The 24,230-nt window shown below is 66.1% G+C and carries 21 protein-coding genes; 8 read left to right on the top strand and 13 right to left on the bottom strand.

The features are described from left to right. Window positions 1-22 precede the first annotated feature (22 nt). From SLQ33_RS21340 to SLQ33_RS21295, 10 genes are all read right to left on the bottom strand, one after another. Complete coding sequence (locus SLQ33_RS21340; RefSeq protein ID WP_319455865.1) at window positions 23-1,321, bottom strand: cytochrome P450; 1,299 nt, start codon at window positions 1,319-1,321, stop codon at window positions 23-25. Between the two features lie 135 nt (window positions 1,322-1,456). Beyond that, entirely contained in the window at window positions 1,457-2,485 is a 1,029-nt protein-coding gene (locus SLQ33_RS21335) for a zinc-dependent alcohol dehydrogenase (protein WP_319455864.1), read from the bottom strand. Between the two features lie 4 nt (window positions 2,486-2,489). After that, on the bottom strand, window positions 2,490-4,001 hold the full coding sequence (gene araA, locus SLQ33_RS21330; protein WP_319455863.1) for an L-arabinose isomerase: 1,512 nt from the start codon (window positions 3,999-4,001) through the stop codon (window positions 2,490-2,492). Next, window positions 3,998-4,711 carry an L-ribulose-5-phosphate 4-epimerase gene (locus tag SLQ33_RS21325; RefSeq protein WP_319455862.1) on the bottom strand — a complete coding sequence of 238 codons (714 nt, stop codon included), beginning with the start codon at window positions 4,709-4,711 and terminating at the stop codon, window positions 3,998-4,000. The genes araA and SLQ33_RS21325 overlap by 4 nt, the downstream gene beginning before the upstream one ends. After that, on the bottom strand, window positions 4,708-6,390 hold the full coding sequence (araB, locus tag SLQ33_RS21320; protein WP_413467672.1) for a ribulokinase: 1,683 nt from the start codon (window positions 6,388-6,390) through the stop codon (window positions 4,708-4,710). The genes SLQ33_RS21325 and araB overlap by 4 nt, the downstream gene beginning before the upstream one ends. Further along, window positions 6,372-7,400 carry a LacI family DNA-binding transcriptional regulator gene (locus tag SLQ33_RS21315; RefSeq protein WP_319455860.1) on the bottom strand — a complete coding sequence of 343 codons (1,029 nt, stop codon included), beginning with the start codon at window positions 7,398-7,400 and terminating at the stop codon, window positions 6,372-6,374. The genes araB and SLQ33_RS21315 overlap by 19 nt, the downstream gene beginning before the upstream one ends. Then, window positions 7,397-8,398, bottom strand: a complete 1,002-nt coding sequence (locus SLQ33_RS21310; RefSeq protein WP_319455859.1) for an ABC transporter permease subunit — start codon at window positions 8,396-8,398, stop codon at window positions 7,397-7,399. The genes SLQ33_RS21315 and SLQ33_RS21310 overlap by 4 nt, the downstream gene beginning before the upstream one ends. Beyond that, on the bottom strand, window positions 8,395-9,480 hold the full coding sequence (locus SLQ33_RS21305; protein ID WP_319455858.1) for an ABC transporter permease: 1,086 nt from the start codon (window positions 9,478-9,480) through the stop codon (window positions 8,395-8,397). Before SLQ33_RS21305 ends, SLQ33_RS21310 begins: the two co-directional genes overlap by 4 nt. Then, window positions 9,477-11,009, bottom strand: a complete 1,533-nt coding sequence (locus tag SLQ33_RS21300; RefSeq protein WP_319455857.1) for a sugar ABC transporter ATP-binding protein — start codon at window positions 11,007-11,009, stop codon at window positions 9,477-9,479. The genes SLQ33_RS21305 and SLQ33_RS21300 overlap by 4 nt, the downstream gene beginning before the upstream one ends. A 105-nt stretch (window positions 11,010-11,114) precedes the next feature. Continuing rightward, window positions 11,115-12,092, bottom strand: coding sequence for an ABC transporter substrate-binding protein (locus SLQ33_RS21295; protein WP_319455856.1), 978 nt, complete (start codon window positions 12,090-12,092; stop codon window positions 11,115-11,117). A gap of 280 nt (window positions 12,093-12,372) precedes the next feature. Here SLQ33_RS21295 and chvE point away from each other — a divergent pair, with 280 nt between their 5' ends. The 7 genes from chvE to SLQ33_RS21260 are packed head-to-tail and all read left to right on the top strand — an operon-like array spanning window position 12,373 to window position 18,918. Next, complete coding sequence (gene chvE, locus SLQ33_RS21290; RefSeq protein WP_319455855.1) at window positions 12,373-13,479, top strand: multiple monosaccharide ABC transporter substrate-binding protein; 1,107 nt, start codon at window positions 12,373-12,375, stop codon at window positions 13,477-13,479. Next, a complete protein-coding gene (gene mmsA / locus SLQ33_RS21285; RefSeq protein WP_319455854.1) occupies window positions 13,476-15,014 on the top strand; it encodes a multiple monosaccharide ABC transporter ATP-binding protein in 1,539 nt (512 codons plus the stop codon). Before chvE ends, mmsA begins: the two co-directional genes overlap by 4 nt. Next, the gene (gene mmsB, locus SLQ33_RS21280) at window positions 15,015-16,250 is read left to right on the top strand and encodes a multiple monosaccharide ABC transporter permease (RefSeq protein WP_319455853.1); all 1,236 of its coding nucleotides are present in this window, start codon (window positions 15,015-15,017) and stop codon (window positions 16,248-16,250) included. It begins immediately after the preceding gene. A 4-nt stretch (window positions 16,251-16,254) separates the two neighbouring features. Continuing rightward, window positions 16,255-16,506, top strand: coding sequence for a hypothetical protein (locus tag SLQ33_RS21275; protein WP_319455852.1), 252 nt, complete (start codon window positions 16,255-16,257; stop codon window positions 16,504-16,506). 1 nt (window position 16,507) lies between these two features. Further along, window positions 16,508-16,726 (top strand): hypothetical protein, encoded by a 219-nt coding sequence (locus tag SLQ33_RS21270; protein ID WP_319455851.1) that lies wholly within the window; start codon window positions 16,508-16,510, stop codon window positions 16,724-16,726. Between the two features lie 3 nt (window positions 16,727-16,729). Beyond that, a complete protein-coding gene (gene galT / locus SLQ33_RS21265; protein ID WP_319455850.1) occupies window positions 16,730-17,818 on the top strand; it encodes a galactose-1-phosphate uridylyltransferase in 1,089 nt (362 codons plus the stop codon). A 2-nt stretch (window positions 17,819-17,820) separates the two neighbouring features. Next, complete coding sequence (locus tag SLQ33_RS21260; protein ID WP_319455928.1) at window positions 17,821-18,918, top strand: galactokinase; 1,098 nt, start codon at window positions 17,821-17,823, stop codon at window positions 18,916-18,918. On the opposite strand, the gene SLQ33_RS21255 is transcribed toward SLQ33_RS21260, so the two are convergent. Genes SLQ33_RS21255 through SLQ33_RS21245 form a run of 3 tightly spaced genes read right to left on the bottom strand, consistent with a single transcriptional unit; the run spans window position 18,872 to window position 23,464 of the window. Continuing rightward, the gene (locus tag SLQ33_RS21255) at window positions 18,872-20,572 is read right to left on the bottom strand and encodes an N-acyl-D-amino-acid deacylase family protein (RefSeq protein WP_319455849.1); all 1,701 of its coding nucleotides are present in this window, start codon (window positions 20,570-20,572) and stop codon (window positions 18,872-18,874) included. The genes SLQ33_RS21260 and SLQ33_RS21255 overlap by 47 nt on opposite strands. A 25-nt stretch (window positions 20,573-20,597) precedes the next feature. Next, a complete protein-coding gene (locus SLQ33_RS21250; protein WP_319455848.1) occupies window positions 20,598-22,520 on the bottom strand; it encodes an NAD(P)-binding protein in 1,923 nt (640 codons plus the stop codon). Then, window positions 22,517-23,464, bottom strand: coding sequence for an alpha/beta hydrolase (locus tag SLQ33_RS21245; RefSeq protein ID WP_319455847.1), 948 nt, complete (start codon window positions 23,462-23,464; stop codon window positions 22,517-22,519). Before SLQ33_RS21245 ends, SLQ33_RS21250 begins: the two co-directional genes overlap by 4 nt. A 104-nt stretch (window positions 23,465-23,568) precedes the next feature. Here SLQ33_RS21245 and SLQ33_RS21240 point away from each other — a divergent pair, with 104 nt between their 5' ends. Then, complete coding sequence (locus tag SLQ33_RS21240) at window positions 23,569-24,183, top strand: helix-turn-helix domain-containing protein (protein ID WP_319455846.1); 615 nt, start codon at window positions 23,569-23,571, stop codon at window positions 24,181-24,183. Window positions 24,184-24,230 lie beyond the last annotated feature (47 nt).

The following is a 24,230-nucleotide window of genomic DNA, read 5'->3' as shown; positions in this document are numbered from 1 at the left end:
TTGTCGGAGTCGGCTCGCGATATCACCGAAACGCCACCGGGAGGGCACTGATGCCGTTGATGAAGTTCGACGGTGACCGGGTCGGAGTTCCGGCGAGCCGCAGATTTGGGGCGTGGTCGAGCAATTCGGCGAGCATGTGGGTGAGTTCGAGGCGAGCAAGATGGGCGCCAAGACAAAAATGCGGGCCAACCCCGAATGCCAAGTGGGGGTTGGGTTCGCGCAGCAGGTTGAGTTGGTGGGGCTCGGTGAAGACGGCCGGGTCCCGGTTGGCGGCATTGAACCAGACGACGACCTTGTCGCCGGCTCTGACGTACTGATCGCCAAGGACCGTGTCTTCGGTCGCCGTTCGGCGGAAGTGCAGGACCGGTGACACGTAGCGAAGCAGCTCCTCGACGGCCGTCGGCAGGTGTTCCGGATGTGCGGCAAGCCAACTCCACTGGTCATGCTCGACAAGGCTGATCACCGCCCCGGACACGGCATTCCGAGTCGTTTCGTTGCCTGCGACGACGAGCAACATCCAGAACATGGCGAATTCGGAGTCGCTCAGGCGGTCCCCGTCAACCTCCGCGTTGGCGATCATGCTCACGATGTCGTCGAGCGGCCGAGTGCGGCGCTCCTCGGCCATCCGCTGCGCATAGGCCAGCGACTCGACGTAGGCGTCCAGGCCCGCTGACACCACGTCGGCGTCGGTCGCCTTCTCGGTGGCGAGGGCGGCGTCACTCCACTTGAACAGCAGGTGGCGGTCCTCGTGCGGCATTCCAAACAGGTCGGCCAGAACCCTCAGGGGCAGTTCGGCCGAGACGCTGGTGACGAGTTCACAGAGCTCGTCGTCGACGGCCGCGCTGGCGATCTCACGGGCGTTCATTTCGACCGATTCGAAGAGTTTCCGTACGGCGCGTGGCGTGAGGATCGGCGACAGGATGCGCCTCAGCCGGAGGTGTGCAGGTGCGTCCATGTTGATCATCGAGGCTTGCAACAGGGGCAGGGTCTCCGGGGAGACGGTCTCCAACAGTGTCGAGCCGACCCCGGACGAGAACCGGGACGGGTTGCGCGACACCTCGTCGACCAGTTGGTGACTCGTCACCGCCCAGAATCCCGGGCTGTCGGCGTACTGGATGATGCCGCCGTGCTCGACCGAGCTGTCGATGGGAGCCTCTGCGTGCCATGCGATGCCGCCGGCCGCGAGCAGCGCGTCGAAGGCGTCATAGGGCACGCCCTCCGAAAAGCCGACGGAGTCGGTGAGGTCGACGTCCACGATGTCCGCCACCCGCCGCGCGCCACTCGGCGGATCAACTGGTTGAACCAACTCCGGCGCGGTCATCCGACATCTCCATCCCGTACAACGGGCCCGTAGCTGTTCCGTCCAGCCTATCGATCGCAATACGGTAAAGACTACAGTTGTACGGTCCGCGACTCTACCTTGAGGTTCGAATCGACGACGTCAGAACCGCGGATGTCAGCCGCCGAGCGGCGCCCGACCGTCGCGGATGGCAACGACGACCTTGTCCCCCTGCCGCTCGGCGGCCGCGGCGAAGGCCTTGGCGGCGTCGTCGAGTGGGTGGCGGTCGGTGACGAGCGCGTCGAGGTCGATCGTGCTGGAGGCGAGCGCGATGGCGCGCGGGTAGGTGTCGTTCATTCGCCGGACCATCGTGAAGGTCAACCCCTTTCGGCGGGCCGTCGACGCGACGAACGACGACCTGTCCTGCGACGGGATGCCTCCGAGTGCTACGCGGCCACCCGGCCGGGTGGCGGCAACCGTGCAATCGATCGCGCCATCGGTACCGGCCAGCTCGATCGCGACGTCCACACCGCGACCACCGGTCGCATCGATGATCGCATCGACGGCCTCCTCCGGCGCCCACACGGCATCGGCTCCGCTGCGCAAAGCGGTGGCCCTGCGGTGCGTTAGGGGTTCGACGGCGAACACTCGCCCGGCACCGGACTCGCGTGCCACTTGCACCGCGAGCACGCCGATGGGACCTGTGCCCACCACGAGCGCGTCGGCTCCGGGGCGCAGGTGACTCAGCCCGACCGCGTGGATCGCAACGCCAAGCGGTTCGAGCAGGGCGCCGGCATCGTCGCTGAGCCCATCCGGAAGTGGGTGCAGCAGGTGGTCGGGCCACACCAGGTGCTCTCGCAGCGCCCCATCCAAGGTCCCGTGGCCCGCGAAACGGACTTCTGCGCAGAGGTTCTGGTGGCCAGACTTGCAGAACTCGCAGGTCTCGCAGGCGATGGCCGGATCGACGGCGACGCGTCGGCCGGCGTGCGGACCGGTCACGGCCACGGCAGCGAATTCGTGTCCCGGCACCACTGGGGTGTCGATCCGGTTCTCGCCGATCCCGCCGTCGGTGAACCAGTGCAGGTCCGAGCCGCAGATCCCCACCGACGTGACGGCGAGCAGCGACCAACCCGGCGGTGGCGGGCCGGGGTCGGGTTCCGCAGCGACGCGCAGATCGCCCACGCCGTGGAGTCGGGCGGCGATCATGGGGTCACAATCCGGCCGCGACGTGGTGGTACACGTCGTTCCACTTCACCTCGTGCTGGAAGCGGCGCATCGTCGTGTCTGCGTCGATGATGAGCAGTTCGGTGTCGGTCATCGCGGCGAAGTCGTCGATGGTCTCCGTGCCGACGGCCGTGGTCAGCACCGTATGGTGCGGCGCGCCGGCGATCAACCACGCCTCGGCCGAGGTGGACCAGGACGGCAGCGGCTCCCACACGGCGCAGGCGACGGGAAGGTTCGGCAGCGCCGCCGTCGGTTCGACCACCCGAACCTCGTTGGCCACCAGGCGGAATCGTGCACCCATGTCGCATATGCCTATGATCACCGCGTCCGCGGGCGCCGCGGTGAAGCGAAGCCGCACCGGGTCTTCGCGGCCACCGATGGCCAGTGGATGGACTTCAAGGGTCGGGACACCGGCGGCGATGCTCGGGCAGACCTCGAGCATGTGGGCGCCGAGGATGCGCTCGAGGCCTGGCGTCAGGTCGTAGGTGTAGTCCTCCATGAACGAGGTACCACCCGGCAGGCCTTCGGCCATCACCTTCACCGTGCGCAGCATGAGCGCGGTCTTCCAGTCGCCCTCTCCGCCGAACCCGTATCCGTCGGCCATCAACCTCTGCACGGCGAGCCCCGGTAGCTGACGCAATCCGCCGAGGTCCTCGAAGTTCGTCGTGAACGCGTGGAATCCACCGTCCTGGAGGAATTTCCGCAGCCCGAGCTCGATCTGAGCGCCGTGCCGCAACGATGCGTGCCGGTCACCGCCGGGTCGTAGCTCGGGGGCGATCTCGTAGGCGCTCTCGTACTCGCGGACCAACTTGTCGATGTCAGCGGGCTGTACCCGTTGCACGAGGTCCACCAGATCGTTGACGCCGTAGGTGTCGATCGATGCGCCGAAGTGAGCTTCTGCCTCTACTTTGTCGCCTTCGGTGACGGCGACCCCACGCATGTTGTCACCGAACCTCGCCACCTTCATCGTCGAAAGCTCTGCGTTGCCGAGCGCTGCGCGTGCCCACGAGCCGACTCGGCGACGCGTGTTCGGGTCGCTGACGTGGCCGGCGACGGTCTTGCGGGACGTCGACAACCGCGACTGGATGTAGCCGAACTCGCGGTCGCCGTGGGCGGCCTGGTTGAGGTTCATGAAGTCCATGTCGATACTGTGCCAGGGCAATTCGACCGCGAACTGAGTGTGGAAGTGCAGCAGCGGCTTGCGCAGCGACTTGAGCCCGCGGATCCACATCTTGGCCGGCGAGAACGTATGCATCCACGCGATCACCCCGATGCACTCGGATCGGGCGTTCGCCTCGGCCAGCACCCGCGCGATCTCGTCGGAGCTGGTGACGACGGGCAGCCAGCGCACCTCGACGGGGACTTCCGTGCTGGCGTCGAGCTGCTCGGCGAGCTGGCGGGACTGATCGGCGACCTGGTCGAGGATCTCCTGTCCGTACATGGACTGGCTGCCCGTGACCAGCCATACCTGGCTGGTGACGAGTCGGGACGCGATCATCGTTGATTCTCCTCACACGCGTTGGAGTGTTGGGCGGCTTGGCCATACACGTTTTGGTAGCGGTCGAAGAGTGCCGCGACGTCGGACGGGTCGATCGGCGGCGTCGAACCGAGTTGACGGCTGATGTGCACGGTGCGCGCCACGTCCTCGACCATCACCGCCGCCTTGACCGCGGCGTGCGCGGTGGGGCCGATGGTGAACGGTCCGTGGTTGCGCATCAGCACCGCGGGTGATCGGCTGTCCCGCAACGTTTCGACGATGCCGCGGCCGATGGAGTCGTCGCCGATGAGGGCGAACGGCCCCACCGGGACGTCGCCGCCGAACTCGTCGGCGGCCATCGTGAGCACGCACGGTATCGGCTCACCACGCGCGGCCCACGCGGTGGCGTAGGTGGAGTGAGTGTGCACGACGCCACCCACTTCGGGCATGTGTCGATACACGTACGCGTGGGCGGCGGTGTCCGACGACGGAGTGAGGTGACCATCGACGAGGTTGCCGTACAGGTCGCACACCACCATGTCGTCGGCAGTCAACGAGTCATACTGCGCCCCCGATGGTTTGATCACCATGAGGTCGCGATCGGGCACGCGGGCCGAGACATTGCCCGCCGTCCAGATGACCAATTGGTAGTGGGTCAGCTGGGCGTGCAAGTCGCAGACCTCCTGCCGCAGCCTGGCGATGACCTTGTCGGTCTCCGACGTGATCGTCATGGCAATGCTCCTAGCGGTTCACGTGACCCGATGTTGCGGAGTCGACGCATCATCTTGTTGTCGCGGCCAAACCAGTCGTACAGCTCCACGTACTCGCGGTAGAGCCGGTCATAGGCGGCGACGTTCTCGGGAATCGGGTGGTAGGCGTGCCGGGTTCGTCTGCCCATCTGCTTGGCGGCAGCGCGGACGTCACTGAACGCCCCTGCGGCGGTGGCGGCGTGGATCGCGGAGCCGAGGGCAGGTGCCTGCGTCGAGGGCACGGTCGAAAGTGGCAGCCCGACGGCGTCGGCGTAGATCTGCATCAGCAGGTGGTTCTTCAGCAGCCCGCCGGCCACCACCAGCTCGGTGACGGGAACTCCGCTGTTGATGAACGTCTCCACGATCATCCGGGTACCGAACGCCGTGGCCTCCAGCAGCGCCCGGTACTGGTCGACGCAGGTGGTCGCCAACGTCTGCCCGACGATGACACCGGAGAGTTCGTGATCGACGAGCACCGAACGGTTTCCGCTGTGCCAGTCCAGGGCGAGCAGGCCGTGTTCGCCGACGTGCTGGGTGCCCGCGAGCTCGGTGAGGTACTCGTGCAACGACATGCCGCGCTGGCGGGCCTCGACCTGGTAGCGCTCCGGGACGCAGTTGTCGACGAACCAGGCGAAGATGTCGCCAACGCCGGACTGGCCTGCTTCATATCCCCAGCTGCCGCCGAGGATGCCGCCGTCCACCACGCCGCACATTCCGGGAACGGCGCGCAACACGTCGGAATTCATCACGTGGCAGGTCGAGGTGCCCATGATCGCGACCAGCTGTCCCGAATCCAGGGCGTCGGCCGCGGCCACGGTGACGTGGGCGTCGACGTTGCCGACGGCGACGGCGATTCCCGCTGGGAGTCCGGTCCATTCGGCGGCCTGCGCGGTGAGCGAACCGGCGCGGTCGCCGAGTTGGCCCAGCGGCTGATCCAGCTTCTCAGTGACGAAGTCGGCGAAGTCTGGATGGACCGCGGCGAGGAACTCCCGCGACGGATTCTGGTCGTCCTGGCGGATGCCCTTGTAGCCCGCGCTGCACGCATTGCGGACGTAGGTGCCCGACAGTTGCCACACGATCCAGTCGGCCGCTTCGACCCAGCGGTCGATCGCCTGGTACACCTGCGGGTCCTCCTGCAGGATTTCCAGCGCCTTCGCGAACTCCCATTCGCTGGAGATCAACCCGCCGTAGCGGGGCAGCCACGACTCACCGCGTTGAGCGGCAACGGCATTGATGCGGTCCGCCTGCGGTTGCGGCGAATGGTGTCGCCACAACTTGGCGTATGCGTGGGGCCGGTCGGCGTACTGCTCCAGCTCACACAGCGGCGTGCCGTCGCTGCGCGCTGGAACCATCGTGCAGGCGGTGAAGTCGGTGCCGATGCCGATCACGTCAGCGGGATCGATGCCGGCGCGCGCCACCGCCTCTGGAACGGCGGTGCGCAGCACGTTGACGTAGTCCGCGGGGACCTGCAACGCCCATAGGCTGGGCAACCGGACCGCGCTGCCGGGTAGGGAATCGGTGATGACGGCGTGCTCGTAGGCGTGTTCGGCGCTGGACAGCTCATGGCCATCGCTGACGCGCACGACGAGTGCACGTCCAGAGAGGGTGCCGAAATCGACACCCACGGTGTACTTCTCGCCGCTCACGGCGTCTCCTCGCATGGTGCAGTGCTGTCGCGGATGATCAGTTCAGGGGCAAGCAGCGGCACGCTCACAGCCGCTCCGTTCAACGTCGCGGTGACCATGTCGATGGCGCGCTGACCCACGGCGTTGAAGTCCTGGCGCACCGTGGTGAGCGCGGGATTCAGATAGCCGGCTTCGGGAATGTCGTCGAATCCGACGATGCTGATGTCGTCCGGCACCCGCAGACGCGCCTCGGCGAACGCGTGCAGCACCCCGATGGCCATCTGGTCGTTGGCCACGAATACCGCAGTCGCACCGCCTTCGCGCGCCAACTCACGTCCGAGCTGGTAGCCGCGGGCAGCGGTCCAGTCGCCCTCCCACTCCGCTCGGGGAACGAGCCCCGCTGCCCGCATGGCCTGCTCGTAGCCGGTGCGGCGGCCCTTGGCCTCGGTGTAGGTCAGCGGGCCCGTTACGTGGTAGATGGCGCGATGCCCGAGGTCGATTAGGTGTTGGGTGGCCTGGCGCGCGCCGTCGATCTGGTCGACGCCGACACTGAGCCCGCGCCCCGACAGGTCGCCTTCCACCACGATCATCGGCACTCCCGCTTCCGCGGAGTGCACGACGGCGAGCGCCTCCTCCTGCGCGGCGATCATGACGATCGCCTCGACGGACTGACGCGCGAGATGATCAAGGGCGCTGCGGAGTTCCTCGCGGGTCACCTCGGCAAGGGGCACCAGACTCGAGAAGTAGCCGGCCGCACGGGCGGCCTCCTGCACGGATCGTTGAATGCTCGACGGCCCGTGAAGCCCGCTGTTGGTGCCGACGATCCCGACGATTCCGGAGCGCCTAGTGACCAGCGCGCGGGCCGCGGTGTTGGGTCGGTACCCAAGTTCTTCGATGGCCTGCTCGACCCGCGCCTTCGTCTCGGGCCGGATGCTCGGCGACCCGTTGATGACCCGAGACACGGTTTGGTGGCTCACGCCCGCCAGTCGTGCGACGTCGGCCATGACCGGTTTCTGTGTCACCGGTTGGCCTGTGGGACCGTTCATTCGGACTTCCTCACCAAGACGCGTTGAACAAGGACGAACACCAGCAGCAGGATTCCAGTCGTGATGCGGGTCCAGTAGGAGTCGAGGTTTGCCGCCGTGACGAAGGTCTGGATGGTGCCGAGCACCAGCACGCCGATCACCGAGCCGAGGACGAAACCCACTCCGCCGGAAAGCAGTACGCCTCCGATTACCGCGGCGGCGATGGCGTCGAGTTCCAGACCGATGCCGTTGAGGCTGTACCCGGACAGCTTCTGCACGGCGAGCAGCAGCCCGGCCAGCGACGCACAGAGTCCGCTGATCGCGTACACCGATACCCGTGCCCGAGACGCGTTGAGCCCCATCAACTGTGCCGATTGCCGGTTGCCGCCGATGGCGTAGACCGTCCTTCCGAACCGGGTCTCGTGCAGCACGTAGACGGCAACCAGCACGACCACGAGTGCGATGACGACCGTCCACCGAATGAACTTGTCCTCGTACAGGTACACGTAGTTCAACCCGAGTTCGCGCAGCACCGGATCCTTGATCGGCAGCGTGTCGACACTGATCACGTAACACAATCCGCGGGCTAGGAACATCCCGGCGAGCGTGGCGATGAACGGTTGCACGTCGAAGTACTCGATGACCAGGCCCATCAGCAGACCGAGCAGTGGGCCCACCACCAGCACGGTGAGGACGGCCAGCGGCATGGGCCAGCCGGCCCGAAGGGTGGTGGCGACGATGACGGTGGACAACGCGACGACGGATCCGACGCTGAGGTCGATGCCGCCGGTGAGGATCACGAACGTCATCCCAACGGCGAGCACGATCAGATAGGCGTTGTCCACCAACAGGTTCAGGAAGAGCTGGGTCGGGCTTGCGAAGTCGTATCGGGCGATGACCACGGCGAACATCACCACGAACAGCACCAGCGAGGCGAGCGGTGACAGGTAGCGGCCCCGCGCGCGCCGTGCGAGGTCGGCGACGTCGATCCGGGGCCGGGTGGTGGTCGGGGTGCTCATTTGGTCGCCATCGCCGAGGTCGGTGGGACGGGTACCGACAGGGCCTGCACGGGTGCGTCCGAAGTTGGCGCGGGTGGCGTCGGGGTGCGCCGCTTGCGCGACAGCAGCGCGCGGAACTTGGGCGCCTGCAGCAGACACACCGCGATCACCACCAAGGCCTTGAACACCAGGGTGGTCTCCGGCGTGATCCCTGCGGTGTACACCGTCGTGGTCAAGGTCTGAATGATCAAGGCGCCGAGGATGGTTCCGGTCAGACTGAACCGTCCGCCCAGAAGCGAGGTGCCCCCGATCACCACCGCCAGGATGGCGTCCATCTCGATCCACAGTCCCGCGTTGTTGGCGTCGGCCGCCGAGATGTTCGACGCGATCATCAGGCCGGCGATTCCGGCGCACAGCGCGCTGAAGACGTACACGGCGAAGACGATGGTGCGGTAACGCACTCCGGCCAGCCGGCTGGCTTCCGGGTTGATGCCAACCGATTCCAGCAGCATCCCCAACGCGGTGCGCCGGGTCAGCAGACCCACCAGCGCGAACACCGTCAGGCTCACCAGGATCGCCACCGGAAGGCCGAACGCGAAACCGGCGCCAAGAATCTTGAACGGTGCGCTTGCGGTCGTGACGATCTGGCCGTCGGTGATGAACAGCGCGATGCCGCGGCCCGCCGTCATCAGGACCAGCGTGGCGATGATGGGCTGAATTCCAAAGACGGAGACCAGCATTCCGTTCCAGAGTCCGAGCGCGACGGCGGCGCCGAGGGCGATTCCCATCGCGGAAATCACGGTGCCCGCGCTGGTCGGGTCGGCCGAGGCGGCGATGTGGGCGCACGCGAGCGCACCGCTGACGGCGACGACGGCGCCGACCGACAGGTCAATACCCCGCGAGGCGATGACCAGTGTCATGCCGAGGGCCACCAGCATCGTGGGAGCGCCGTTGCGGAGGATGTCGATCAGGCTCCCGAAGAGGTGGCCGTCCTGCACCCGGATGCTCAGAAACGTCGGCGTGAGAACGACATTCACCGCGAGCAGTGCGACCAGCGCCAGAGCCGGCCAGAGCAGTGGCGATGCGCCGATTCTCTTGATCACGGCTGCGTCCCACCGGCGATGAGGGCCGTCAGTTCCTTGACGGTGCAGTCCGACCCGACCTGGGCGATGTAGTGCCCGTCACGCAGCACGGCAATCCGGTCGCTGATCCGCGAGACCTCGTCGAGTTCTGCGGAGATGAAGACCACGCCCATCCCGTCGGCGGCCAGGTCGGCGACGAGTTTCTGAATCTGAGCCTTCGCGCCGACGTCGATACCCCGCGTGGGCTCGTCGAGGATGATCAGCTGCGGCTCGGTGATGAGCCAGCGCGCCAGCAGCACCTTCTGCTGGTTGCCGCCGCTGAGGTTCTTCACCAGCGCCGCCGGGTTGCGGGGCCGGACGTCGAGCGCCTCCATGTAACGGCGGACCAGGTCGTCCTTGGTCTTCTTCGACAGCGGGCGGGCGAAACCGCGGCGAGCCTGCAGGGCCAGCACCAGGTTGTCGCGCACGCTCAGCTCGCCGATGATGCCTTCAGCCTTGCGATCTTCGGAGGAGAAGGCGAATCCCTTGGCAATGGCGGCGCGCGGCGATCGGATCGCGGTCGGCCTTCCGTTGACCTCCAGCTGGCCGCTGTTCGCACGGTCGGCGCCAAAGAGTAGTCGCGCCAGTTCAGTTCGGCCCGAACCGAGCAGCCCCGCCAGTCCAACGACCTCCCCGCGGCGAACGTCGATGTCCATGGGGTGCACCCCAGGTTTGCGGCCGATGCCCTTGGCGCTGAGCACGGGGTCACCGGTGTGTGGGCCGCTCTTCGCGACGGTGTCCGCGATCTCTTCGAGCAGGTCGAGCTCGTGACCGAGCATCGCGGCAATCAGCTTTACCTTGTCCAGCGTGGCCGTCGGATACTCGCCGACCAGACGGCCGTTGCGTAGCACCGTCATTCGATCGGAGATCGCATAGACCTGGTCGAGGAAGTGCGACACGAACAGGATGGCCGCGCCCCCGTCGCGGAGGCGGCGCATCACCCGAAACAGTTCGGCGACCTCGTCGGTATCAAGGCTCGAGGTCGGTTCGTCGAGTATCAGGACGCGCGCCGAGATCGCCGTTGCGCGTGCGATGGCGACGAGCTGCTGGATGGCGATCGGGTGGTCGCCAAGAGTGGAGCTCGGGTCGATGGTCAGGTCGAGCTCGCCAAGTAGTTCCTTGGCGCGACGATTCATCGCCCGGTAGTCGATGCGCCCAAAGCGGCGGGGCTCGCGACCCAGCAGAATGTTCTCGGCCACAGTCAGATTGGGGCAGAGGTTGACCTCTTGGTACACCGTGCTGATGCCGGCATCCTGCGCCTGCCTCGGGCCGCTGAACCGCTGCTCGGCGCCGTCGACCGTGATGCTGCCTGAGTCGATGTCGTAGACCCCGGTGAGCGCCTTGATCAACGTCGACTTACCGGCGCCGTTTTCCCCCAACAGCGCATGGACTTCGCCTGGCAGCAAGCGGAAGTCGACGCCGTCGAGCGCCTTGACGCCCGGGAAGTCGATGGTGACGTCCCGCATCTGAACCACCGGGGCGTCGGACGGCCCGAGGAGGGGTGTGGTCATCGAAGGATCTTTCGGTGGTAGTCGATGCCGCCCGGGGATTTGCGATCCGGCGCCCTGGGGGGGAGGGGGTTCCGGCACCCGGGCGGCATCGACGGTCTCGTGCCGTCAGTACTTGCGGCTGGGAAGGACGGCCACTGCCTGCTGTTGATCGAAGGTCTGGTCGGGGGTGACGACGCGGGCCGGCACCGGTTCACCGGCGGCGACCTTCTTGGCGAGCTCCATCAGCTGCGGGCCGAGGAGCGGGTTGCACTCGACGAGGAAGTTGAACTTGCCGTCGGCGAGGGCTTGCATGCCGTCGTGCGTCGCGTCGACCGCGACGATCTTGATGTCCTGTCCCGGCTTCAGACCGGCCGCTTCGATGGCTTCCATGGCGCCGAGACCCATGTCGTCGTTCTGCGCGAATACGACGTCGATCTTCGGATTGGCCTTGAGGAATGCTTCCATCACCTGCTTGCCACCCGAGCGGGTGAAGTCGCCGCTTTGTGACGCGATGATCCTGAGGTTGGGGTTCGCGGCGATGGCCTTGGCGAACCCGGTAGTGCGCTCAATGGCCGGATCGGCCCCGGTGGTTCCTTCGAGCTGGACGATGTTGACCGGGCCGGGGGCCGCCGCGTACTGCTTGACCACCCAGTCGCCGGCCCATTGGCCCTCCTGGACGAAGTCGGCGCCGAGGAAGGTCTTGTAGACGTCCTTCTCCTGGGTGTCGACCGCGCGGTCGGTGAGGATGACCGGGATTCCGGCGTTCTTGGCCTCGAGCAGCACGGCGTCCCACCCGGTGCGCACCACCGGGCTGAAGGCGATGACGTCGACGCGCTGCTGCACGAACGAGCGGATCGCGGAGATCTGGTTCTCCTGCTCGCCTCCTGCGTCGGAGAACTTCAGGTCGATGCCTGCGGCGGCGGCCGCCTCCTGGATGGATTTGGTGTTGGCGGTGCGCCAGCCGCTCTCCGCACCCACCTGGGAGAACCCCATGGTGAGCTTGCCGTCGTCGGACCCACCGCCACCTGGCGCCGGGCCGCTCCCGCACGCGGCGAGCACGCCGACCGTGGCGAGGCCTATCACCGCAGTTAGAACCCTTTTCACGACAGCTCCTTCGATGTGTTGGCTCGCCGAGGTCCGTCCTCGCCCGATCTGTTCGGCTGGCCACGGGTTCGTGCTCGAGTCGGTGTGACCGGCGTTACACGGCCGAATGTTAGCGCTAACATTTTCCGAATGTCAACAGGTGTGAGCGCTCACATTGTCGGGCCGGAGGCCTTGACAAACGCGTGAGCCGCGTCACATCATCGACGTTTGTTAGCGCTAACATCTAGCCCGGTCCGAGCTGCGAGACCGCGCTGGGAAGCAAAATCAACCGGAGGATTTCATGCGCAAAGGCTTCATTCGAGCAATGGGCGCGCTGGCCGTTGCCGCCGCATTGACGAGCGCAGGCTGTGGTCGCTCGACGGCGCCCGAGGCCAGCCAAGGCAGCAGCGGAGGTGAACGCACCGGCACAGTAGGCATCGCGATGCCGACGAAGTCGTCCGAGCGTTGGGTCTCCGACGGGAACAACATGTCCGAGCAGTTCAAGAAACTCGGCTACGACACCGATCTGCAGTACGGCGACGACGTGGTGCAGAACCAGGTGTCGCAGATCGAGAACATGATCACCAAGGGCGTCAAGGTGTTGGTCATCGCGCCCATCGACAGCTCGTCGCTGACCGACATCCTGCAACGCGCGGCGGACGCGAAGATCCCCGTGGTGAGCTACGACCGGCTGATCCGCGGCACCGAAAACGTGAACTACTACGCGACTTTCGACAACTTCAAGGTCGGGGTGCTGCAGGCGACGTACATCACCGACAAGCTCGGCCTCGCACAGGGCAAGGGCCCCTTCAACATCGAGCTCTTCGCGGGATCGCCCGACGACAACAATGCGACCTTCTTCTTCAACGGCGCGATGAGCGTCCTGCAGCCCTACATCGACAGCGGCAAGCTGGTGGTCAAGAGCGGCCAGACGTCGTTCGACCAGGTGGCGACACTGCGCTGGGATGGCGGCCTCGCGCAGTCTCGGATGGACAACCTGCTGAGCAAGGCCTATACGAGTGGCCGGGTGGACGCGGTGCTCTCGCCCTATGACGGCATGTCGGTTGGCATCATCTCGGCGTTGAAGAGCGCCGGTTACGGCCCGGCGTCCAATCCACTCCCCATCGTCACAGGACAGGATGCGGAGCTCGCGTCGGTGAAGTCGATCATTGCCGGCGAGCAGACGCAGACGGTGTTCAAGGACACCCGCGAGCTCGCGAAATCGGCTGTGCAGATGGCAGATTCGCTGCTGACTGGTGGCACGCCCGAGGTCAACGACACCAAGACCTACGAGAACGGGGTGAAGGTCGTTCCCGCGTTCCTGCTCGATCCCGTCAGCGTGGACAAGTCCAACTACGAGAAGGTCCTCGTCGACTCGGGCTACTACACCTCCGCGCAGCTCGCATGACCCAAGAGGCGGCGCCGCTGCTGGAAATGCGGGGCATCACGAAGAGATTCGCCGGTGTCACGGCGCTGCGCGAGGTCAATCTCGCGGTACGGCATGGCGAAATCCATGCGATCTGCGGCGAGAATGGCGCCGGCAAGTCCACGTTGATGAAGGTGCTCAGCGGCATCTATGCGCATGGGAGCTACGAAGGGGAGATCGTCTTCGACGGTCAACCAGTCGAATTCAAGGACATTCGGTCAAGCGAGCGGCGCGGCATCGGCATCATCCACCAGGAACTCGCGCTGGTGCCGATGCTCTCGATTGCCGAGAACGTCTTCCTCGGCAATGAACACGCATCCGGTGGCGTGATCAGTTGGCACGAAACCATGACACACGCTCAGCAGCTTCTCGACCGCGTGGGTCTGCGGGAGAGCCCGCGCACCCGGATCGCCGACATCGGCGTGGGTAAGCAGCAACTCGTCGAGATCGCCAAGGCGCTATCCAAGAAGGTGAAGCTGCTCATCCTCGACGAGCCGACCGCGGCGTTGAACGACGAGGACAGCAGGCACCTGCTCGACCTCATCGTCGAACTCAGGGGTCAGGGCCTTGCCTGCATCATCATCTCGCACAAGCTCAATGAGGTGATGCGGGTCGCCGACACGATCACGATCCTGCGCGACGGCCAGACGATCGAGACGTTGCGAGTCGACGACGAGCTCAGCGAGGAGCACATCATCCGCGGCATGGTGGGCCGTGACATGGTCGACCGCTTCCCCGAACGCTCGGCGCACCACATCGGCGAGGTGGCCTTCGCCATCGAGGACTGGACCGTCTTCCATCCGCTGGATCAGCACCGCAAGGTCGTCGACGGTGTCTCCATCAACGTTCGGCGCGGAGAGGTCGTCGGGCTCGCCGGTCTGATGGGCGCCGGGCGTACCGAGCTCGCCATGAGTGTGTTCGGCCGTAGCTATGGAAAGGCCTCGGGCGGATCGGTCTACAAGGGTGGCAAGGAGATTCGGACCCGGACCGTGTCCGAGGCCATCGCCAACGGCATCGCCTATGCCACCGAAGATCGCAAGCACTACGGGCTCAATCTGATGGACGACATCGCGCGCAGCGTGACCCTCGCATCGCTGTCGAAGGTCAGCAGAGGCTCGATCATCAACGAGCACGAGGAGGCGGTGGTCGCCGAGCGCTTCCGCAAGGACATGCAGATCAAGGCGCCCTCGGTGAAGGCGATCACCGGCAACCTGTCGGGCGGCAATCAGCAGAAGGTCGTGCTGAGCAAGTGGATATTCGCCGACCCGGACGTGCTGATCCTCGATGAGCCGACCCGCGGGATCGACGTCGGCGCCAAGTACGAGATCTACACGATCATCAATTCGCTTGCTGCCCAGGGCAAAGCGGTGATCGTGATCTCCTCCGAACTACCCGAGCTGATTGGTTTGTGCGACCGCATCTACACCCTCAACGAGGGCCGCCTCACCGGGGAGGTAGCTCGTGAGGACGCGATGCAGGAGACGTTGATGCGCTACATGATGAAGGGACGCAGCTAGATGACCACCACTCCGACGGTGAGCACCGCGTCGAGTGCATCGGCGCCACCACCGCCGTCTGACTCTGCCGGCAGCCGGCTGAAGACATTGCTGCAGGGCAACTTCCGGCAGTATGGCATGGTCGCCGCGCTGGTCGTGATCGTGATCCTGTTCCAGGTCTGGACGAGTGGGATTCTGCTCAAGCCGCTCAACGTCACGAACATCGTGCAGCAGAACGGCTACATCCTGATCCTTGCGATCGGGATGGTGATCGTCATCATCAACGGTCACATCGACCTGTCCGTTGGCTCGATCGCCGGATTCATCGGAGCGATGTCCGCGGTGCTGATGATCCAGAATCACATGCCGTGGCCCGTGGCGGTCGTGGTCTGCCTGTTGATGGGTGCGGCCATCGGTGCCTGGCAGGGTTTTTGGATCGCCTACGTCGGCATCCCGTCGTTCATCGTGACCCTCGCGGGAATGCTGGTGTTCCGGGGCGCGACACAGTATCTGCTGCACGGGCAGTCCATCGCACCCTTTCCGCGCAGCTTTCAGCAGGTGAGCAGTGGGTTCCTGCCCGAGCTCGGCGGCAACGCGCTCTACCACTGGCCCACGGTCATTCTCGGCGTGCTCGTCATGATCGCGGCGGTCTGGCAGCAGGTGCGCCAGCGAAGGACGCAGTCCCGCTACGGATTCGAGGTATCGCGGCCAGGGTGGTTTGGTTTCAAGTGCACGGCCATCGTCGCCGCGCTTGCTGCGTTCACCTTGTTGCTCGCGAGCTACCGGGGCGTCCCCGTCGTCGGCATCATCCTGGCGGTGATGTTCGTCGTCTACGCGTTCGTCATGCGCAGCACGGTGTTTGGGCGGCAGGTGTACGCCGTCGGCGGCAACGTGGCGGCGGCGCGGCTCTCGGGGGTGAAGACCAAGCGAGTCACCTTCCTAGTCTTCGTCAACATGGGTCTGTTGTCGGCTCTGGCCGGTCTGCTCTTCGCTGCCCGACTCAACTCCGCGACGCCCCAGGCGGGGATCGGGATGGAACTGGAGGCCATCGCCGCGGCCTTCATCGGTGGCGCGTCGGCGAGCGGCGGTGTCGGGACGGTGTTCGGCGCCATCATCGGCGGGTTCGTCCTCGGGGTGCTGAACAACGGGATGTCGCTCGTCGGCATCGGCAGTGACGTCCAGCAGGTGATCAAGGGTCTGGTCCTGCTGGCCGCCGTCGGCTTCGACGTCTACAACAAGAAGAAGGGCGGTTCCTAGGGTGATGGATCGCTTCGATCGCGAGATTCTCGACTTCATGCGCAGTTGGGCGCCCTACGGTGGTCCGCCCGCTGACGAGGTGATGGGCGAGTTCGGGATGACTCGGGACGAACTCATCGACCGGATGCACCTCATCGTCGCGACCGAGGCTACCCGGCGCGACCGCGAGCAGCGGCGGACCTGGCTGCGGGTACAGGCCACCGCGCCCTCGCCGGGCACCAAGAGACGCAGAAACGCTCGGACGGAAGGACACTGACGTGGCGTTCGACATTCTTCGCGAACTGACCGCACTGGCCAACGATCGACCTCGAGCCGACACGACGGCCGAAGCGGCGTCGGCGTGGTTCGCCGCCAAGGCCAAGCTGCACGAGTACCTGGCCACCCAGCCGGGCCATGACAGCGGCCGGGAATCTGCCCTGGCGAGTTGGGCGTACGAGCGCTCCCGGGCACTGCTCTTGCTGCGCTCGACTGCCTGATCGATGTCCGACAGTGCGACAACGCCGACGCGATGGCCGTTGGCCGACGGCCGTGAACTTCTCTTCTTCTCATTGCCCGACCACATTCCCGCACCAACCACCGACCGACGGCCGCTGACAGACCAACGTGGCCAGTCGGAGTTGCGCTTCGACCGTCAGACCGGTCAATGGATCGTCGTGGCCGCGTTGCGTCAAGACCGCACGCACATACCGACTTTCGCGGAGTGCCCGCTCTGTCCGGGACCGTCCGGGCTCACCAGCGAGGTGCCCGCGCCAGATTACGACGTCGTCGTGTTCGAGAACCGCTTTCCCAGCCTGTCCGGGAGCGGCGCACCCCTCCCGGTGCCGGACACCGATGGCTTCGTGTCCGCACCCGGCCATGGGCGGTGCGAGGTCATCGCGTTCTCCAGCGATCACACCGGATCGTTCGCCGAGCTTGAACCGTCCCACGCCCGGATCGTCGTCGACGCGTGGCGTCACCGCACCGCCGACCTGACGGCGCGGCCGGGGATCGAGCAAGTGTTCTGCTTCGAGAATCGTGGTGAGGAGATCGGGGTCACCCTGACCCATCCGCACGGTCAGATCTACGGCTACCCCAATCTGACGCCGCGGACCGCGCGGATGATGGATCAAGCACGCGCACATCGAACGCAACACGGCACCAACCTCTTTGCCGACATCGTTGCCCAGGAACTGGCCGACGGTGCCCGCATCGTCACGCGCAACGAGCTCTTCACCGCCTTCGTGCCGTTCGCGTCACGCTGGCCGGTGGAGGTTCACCTCTATCCGAACAGGTTCGTGCGCAACCTGACCGAGCTCGACGACGCCGAACTCGATGCGTTCACCCAGACCTACCTCGATGTGCTCAGACGATTCGACCGCATGTATCCGACTCCGCTGCCGTACATCTCGGCTTTGCACCAGTATCGCGACACCGATGCTCAGCGGGAGGGTTGTTTCCACGTCGAGCTGATCTCGATCCGCCGCGGCGCCACCAAGTTGAAGTACCTGGCCGGCTCGGAGTCGGCGATGGAGGCATTCATCACTGACGTCACCCCCGAGGGTGTCGCCAGTAGGCTGCGGGAGCTGTGACGATGACTGGCGTCACCTATTCGGCGCCGGGCCGAATCAACCTGATCGGTGAGCACACCGACTACAACCTCGGGTTCGCGCTGCCCATCGCACTTCCCGAACGCACGGTAGTGACCTACCTCCCCGACGAGAGCCGCTCGATAACCCTGCGCAGCGACCGCGAAGCGGCCAAGGCGGAGGTCCCCGTCGACACCGCTCCCGGCGAGGTGACCGGCTGGGCGGCCTACGTGGCGGGAGTCGTGTGGGCGCTGCGTAGCGCGGGGCACCACGTCCCAGGGGGCGTGATGTCGGTCGCGGGCGGCGTCGAGATGGGATCGGGGCTGGCCTCCTCGGCCGCGCTGGAATGTGCGGCGCTCGGCGCGATCGCCGACGCGGCCGGACTCCGCCTGAGCCAGCTCGAACAGGCGAAGATCGCTCAGCGCGCCGAGAACGAGTACGTCGGCGCCCCAACGGGTTTGTTGGATCAGCTGGCCGCACTGTTCGGCGAAGCGCGGCACGCCTTATTGATCGACTTCCGGGCGGAGAGCGTGCGGCCGGTGCCCTTCGATACCGAAGCCCACGACGTGGCTTTGCTTCTCGTCAACTCGCGCGCCACACACCGGCACGCGGGTGGTGAGTACGCCGCCCGACGCGCGTCGTGCGAGCTCGCCGCCGAGGAGCTGCGCGTCTCATCGCTGCGCGAAGTGCAGCATCGGGGACCGTCGGTACTCGAGGCGGTGACCGATCCGGTGGCTGCCCGCCGTGCTCGCCACATCCTCACCGAGAATCAACGCGTACTCGATTTCGCTGGTGCACTGAGTGATTCAGACTTCACCGAAGCGGGGCGACTCTTGACCGCATCGCATGCGTCCATGCGCGATGACTTCGAGATCACCACCGCTCACCTCGATCTGATCGCTGACACCGCGGTACGGAGCGGGGCGTTGGGCGCACGGATGACCGGAGGTGGCTTCGGAGGGTGTGTGATCGCACTGGTGCCCACGGCCAAGGTCGACGTGGTCGCGCAGTCGATGCGACGGTCCGTGACCGAATCCGGCTATCCCGAGCCGTTGGTCACCAGGACCCGGGCCGGGCGTGGTGCCGGGCCCGATCGCTCTTGATGCCCGATCGAGCCCCGCGGATCAGGCGCCCGGGAAGTGCGCCGGTCGCCTCGCCGCTGGTGTACACCTCGACACCGCTGACGAAGGTGTGCAGGTAGCCGTCCGCGGGTTGCATCACCCGCCTGCCCCCGGCCGGAAGGTCGGCGACGATGGAAGGGGCGCGGAGCGTGAGGTTTTCGAAGTCGATCACGTTCACGTCGGCCTTGTATCCGGGCGCAAGCATTCCGCGGTCGTCCAGGCCGATCGCCTGTGCGTTGACCCGGGATTGGCGGTGAATGATCCAGGGCAGCCCGAACTTTGGTCCTGCGGTGCGATCACGGCCCCAGTGCGTGAGCATCGTGGTGGGGAAGCTCGCGTCACAGATGATGGACACGTGGGCTCCGCCGTCGCCGAGTCCGAACAGTGTGTGGGGATGCGCCATCATCTCCGCGGCGGGGTCGAGGTTCCCGTCGTAGTAGTTGGCGAACGGCGTGTAGGCGGGGCCAGTGAGCATGACGTCGAACAGCAATTCCTCCGGTGAGCGCCCTTCGCGTGCGGCACGCGCGGCGATGGAGTCGGCCGCGTCGGGTTCGTAGTTCGGCGGGTCACCCAGCTCCCAGGTCCGCTTGAGCGGGAATCGCATACCGCCCCGCTCGGCGACCTCGGCAATGATGCGCCGCTTGACTTCGGGGTCGGTGATGTCGGCGCCGCTCTGGAAGGTCGGAGAAGGGGCCCACGGGTTGACGGTGCCGTCGAAGTCAAGCAGGATGCCGATCGCGCGGGCAGCGACCACCCCGGTCATCTTCAGGCCCTGTTGATTGGCCTGCTCGATGGCGCGCAGCGTCTTGCGGTAGTCGTGACTTGCCGTGGTCTGAGCCAGCGATACCGAAAGCGGCCGGCCGGACGCCCGCATCATCGCGTAGAGGTGCTCGATCTCCTCGTCGAATGCAGTGAAGTCCGAGACCACCTGTAAGACACCGGTGTTCGTCGCACCGACGGCTTCGGCGATGCCGACCAGCTCATCGCGGGCCGCACCCAGATCGGGGGTGTCCGCTCCCCTGCTCGTCTTGTGCAGTGCCGTTCGTGACGTACTGAAACCTAGTGCGCCGGCGTTGATTCCAGCGGCCGCCAGCCGCCCCATCTCGGAAATCTCGTCCGCGGTGGCGATGTCCCGGTCGGCGCCGCGCTGGCCCATCACGAACAGTCGCAGCGGGCCGTGGGTGACCTGGGTGGCGAAGTCGAGGTCATGCGGACGCGTGTCGAGCACGTCGAGGTACTCCTCGAATGTCTCCCACGTCCAGGGCAGCCCTTCGTGCAGCACCGAGCCGGGGAGGTCTTCGACACCTTCCATCAGCTCGATCAACTGATCACGATCGCCCGGCCGTACCGGTGCAAACCCGACCCCGCAGTTGCCCATCAGCACGGTGGTGACGCCGTGGGCCGAGGACGGATGGAAGCGGTCATCCCACGTGGCCTGGCCGTCATAGTGGGTGTGGATGTCGACGAATCCCGGTGTCACGATGGCGCCGTCGGCGTCGACCTCGCGTCGGCCGCGGCCGGCGACGGCACCGACTTCGGCGATGATCCCGCCGGTGATCGCGACATCGGCGGTGCGGGCCGGGCCGCCGGAGCCGTCGATCACTGTCCCCCCACGGAGTACGACGTCGTAGCTCATGGTCTTCCTCCCAGCTGCGTTGCGATCATCGGATGACGTGTGCGTCGGGATCGACGGCGGCGGTCATCCGCCAGTAGTCGACGCTGCGCCACGGGCACAGCACGTAGACGTTGCCGTCGGCCGCCTTGTACCAGGAGTGTTCGATCGCGGGATGACCCCACATGAGCGTGGCGACCTCGGCCTGTAGGTCGCGGTTGTAGCGGTCGTATGCGGCGACTGTGGGTTCGATGGAGTGGTGGCCGCCGTCGATGAGGGTGCGCACCGCGTCCCCGATGTAGCGCATCTGACATTCGGTCATCTGGATGACGCTGCCGGCGTGTGCCAGTCCGGTGCCTGGGCCGGTCATCACGAAGAAGTTGGGAAAGCCAGGAACCGTGGTTCCGAGGTAGGCCGCCGGCTTACCGTCCCAGACTTGCGCGATCGACACGCCGTCACGGCCGACGATCTCCATCGGCCAAAGCACCTCACTAGCGCGGAAACCGGTTGCCAGCACGATGACATCGACGTCGTAGCGTCCGGACGCGGTGGTGATGGCGCCCTCGTCGACGTCGAGAATCTGCTCGCGTACCAACTCGACGTTCGGTCGCCGCAGACACCGCAGCCAGCTGCCGTCGTCCTGCAGCATCCGCTTGGCCATCGGCGGGTAGTCCGGCATGACCTTGGACATCAGCTCCTGGTCGTCACCGACCTGGCGTTCGATCCACTTCGCGAAAACCTCCTGGCGCTGCGCGCTCCACGCGTTGGCGGTGTGGGGCAGGTCGGGCCAGTCGGGGTCGATGCGGACCATTTCCAGGAGCTTGTCGCTGGACTGCCACATCAGCATGAACCGGTACCAGCGCGCGTAGCCGGGCAGGTGGCGCAGTGCCCACTGCTCGCCGGGCGTCACTGCGTCGTGGTAGCGGGGGTTGGGGGACATCCACTGCGGTGTGCGTTGGAAGACGACCAGACTCTCGACGTCGTCGACGATGGCTGGGCCGAGCTGGAAGCCGCTGGCGCCGGCGCCGATGAGGGCTACCCGCTTTCCGGTCAGATCGACCGAGTGGTCCCAGCGCGCGGAGTGGAACGCCGGGCCGGTGAACCGGTCCAGGCCGGGTAGCTCCGGGATGAGCGGCCGATTGAGAATGCCAACCCCGGAGATGAGTGCGTTGGCCGACCGGGTCTCGGTGGTGCCGTCGGGCCTGCGGACCGTGACCTGCCACCGAGCCGAGGGCTCGTCCCAGACGGCGCGTTCGACTTCGCTTCGCCAGCGAACGTGCTCGGCGATGCCGTGGTCGTCCATGAGACCCCGGAAATATCGGTACAGCTCAGGTTGCTGGGCGTAGTACTCGCTGAACCGATCGTTCGACTCGAACGAATAGCAGTAGTAGTGGCTGGCGACGTCCACCCGGCAACCGGGATAGGTGTTCTCCAGCCAGGTGCCGCCGACATCATCGTTCTTGTCGAGGAGCTCGAATGCGATGCCGGCTTCCTTCAGCCGGATGGCGGCGAGCAGACCCGCTTCGCCGCAGCCGATGACGATGACCGAGAAGTCATCGGCGGACGCGTCGGCGGCGGGCCTGATGGCGCGAGGGTTGAGCCCCTGCAGGTCCAGCTCCTCGACGTACATGGGGACGTACTCATCGGACACGCGCTCGCAGGCGATCCAGTCCATGGCCTCGCGCTGCACGTCCGCGCTGAGCGGCTCGATGGTCGGGCAACCCGCGTCACGCCACGCCGAGATCGCCTTGAGCGCGTCGCGGCGCAGTTCGGCCTTCTCCTCTTCGGGCAGTGCGCCTTGGAATTCGTTGTGCACCCACTCCTTCGGGCGGATCGGGCCGCGGAGGTAGGACGGGTCGCCGGTGAGCTGAACCACCGATGCAATCAGCGCAGGCACCGAGACGTCATCCAGGGCTTGGGCGATGGCGTCATCGTCGTCGTGAATCGGTTGGGTGCTCAGATGGCGCGTCATCGGCGCCCCGTGTTCCAGATCGCGATCGCGACGAGCTCGAGCGCCTCGCGGCTGCCGGCAAGGACGGACTCATCGAAGGTCAGAAACCCGTGGATCTGGCCGGTGTACAGATGTACGTCGACTGAAACAGCAGCCATTGCAAGGTGTTTGGCGTACTCAATACCCTCGGATACCACTGGGTCGCATCCGCCGAGCAGCAGCGTCGTGGGTGGCATGCCTGCGACGTCGGCGAGCAGCGGTGCGACGTCGGGATCGGATCTCATCGTGTCATCTGGCACGTAGTGCTCGAAGAACCAGGCGCGGTCCGCGTCGGTCAGTGGCCATTCGGCGCCGAGCCCGGCCGCCGAGGGCCGCCTGTCGGCGGCCACACTCGGATAGGCCAGAATCTGGCGGGCCACCACGTCCTTGCCTTCACCGAGGAGGCGTCGTGTTGCGACCGTCGCGAGGTTTCCGCCGGCGGAGTCGCCGAGCACGATCAGCCGTTCCGGGTCACCGCCCCACCATTTGGCGTGCGCACGCGCCCACTCGATCGCGCCGACGGCGTCGTCGATGGCCGCGGGAAACGGATGCTCGGGTGCCAGCCGGTAGTCGACCGATACGAGCACACATGGCGCGGTGTCGACCACGCGCCGGCAGAAGGCATCTGATGACTCCACGCTCCCCAGCACCCAGCCGCCGCCGTGGAAGTACACGACCACTGGTAGCGCAGTCACCGCGTCCGGCCGGTAGATGCGCACGGCGATGGATCGGTCCGCCAATGGGACGGAGGCATCTTCGACGCAGTCGACCCGCGGCCCCGGTGGTGCGGCCGCGGCGCGTTCCTCGATGTAGGCGCGAGCCAACTCGACGCCGCGCTGCCACAGGGCAGGCTGATCCGTCGCGCGGACCGCGGTCACCAGCGCTTCGGCGTCCGGGTCTCGGCTCAGGCAGATGGGCTGGCGCATCGGGAGCCTCCTTGCCATGTCGGTGCCAGTGGTGATAGTGGCACTCATGAGTGTCACAAATAGCACTCGTACGTGTCAAGAGTGGCATGCCTTAGGCTGTTGAGGTGCCAGATGCGACGTCCGCCACGGTGGGCGATGCCAAACGCCAAGCGGTCGTCGACCATGTGCTGCCCGCCGCCCGGCGTGTGGTCATGCAGATCGGTCTCGAGACGACGATGGATCAGATCGCCGAAGCAGCCGGTGTGAGTCGGCGAACGTTGTTCCGGCTCTTCGACTCTCGAGAGAAGTTGATCGCCGCGGCGTTCGCCGCCGGCATGGCCGGCTATAGCGAGCAACTGCCAGCCTATGACGGCGATCTCGAGGGTTGGCTTCGCGCGACGTGCCAGGCCGCGCACAGGATGAACTCCGTGGTGGGGCCCGGGTACTTTCAGGTCACGTCCAGCACCGAGCTGCCACCAGGGCTCGCGGCCGTCGAGAAGAGGCGGCTACGGGAGCGCCGTGTCATCGTGGCCGACGTCGCCCGGATCCTCTGGCGCGCCGCTGGCGGAAAGGGTGACCCACCCGCCCGGCTCGCGACCACTGTCAGTGCCCACCTGAGTTCCTATTTCACCGCCGCAGTCAAGATCGACGTGGGGGACCGATGGCAAGCGGCCGGTGACCTGGCCTACGACGCCATCATGGCCGCGCTGGAGCGAGAAAGACCCGGCGCCACCCGTTAGAGAGACATCAACGGTGGACTCAACACCTGAGCCTTCCCCCCACCTCA

The sequence above is a fragment of the Mycobacterium sp. RTGN6 genome (genome assembly GCF_033804605.1).
Lineage (GTDB): Bacteria > Actinomycetota > Actinomycetes > Mycobacteriales > Mycobacteriaceae > Mycobacterium.
Note: the sequence above shows the minus strand (reverse complement) of the source record. Positions and strands in the feature narration are given on the sequence as shown.